This is a genomic window from Allobacillus halotolerans, assembly GCF_018967645.1.
Classification (GTDB): domain Bacteria; phylum Bacillota; class Bacilli; order Bacillales; family Alkalibacillaceae; genus Allobacillus; species Allobacillus halotolerans.
The window spans coordinates 1-226 of the sequence record NZ_JAHLZF010000003.1 but is presented as its reverse complement, the minus strand read 5'-3'; the positions used below and the strand labels follow the sequence as shown (position 1 = coordinate 226).

Here is a 226-nt window from a genome sequence, read left to right as displayed (position 1 = left end):
AAGGGTTGTCGTACAACAACTGTTCCAAGCAATTAACACAACTAAAAAAGGAATTGGTTTGGTTAAAAGAAGTCGATCGTATAGCCATGCAATCTTCTCTGAAACATCTCGCCGACTCCTACACGCGATTCCTCAAGAAACAGAATCACGCCCCACGTTATAAATCGAAAAAGAACAACATTCAATCCTATACAACAAAATATACAAACGGAAATATCGCCATTCT

At 38.5% G+C, this 226-nt stretch carries 1 pseudogene; it reads left to right on the top strand.

Annotated features, from left to right (window positions below):
• Positions 1–226: pseudogene (locus KQ486_RS14310) on the top strand (IS200/IS605 family element RNA-guided endonuclease TnpB); the annotation flags it as partial.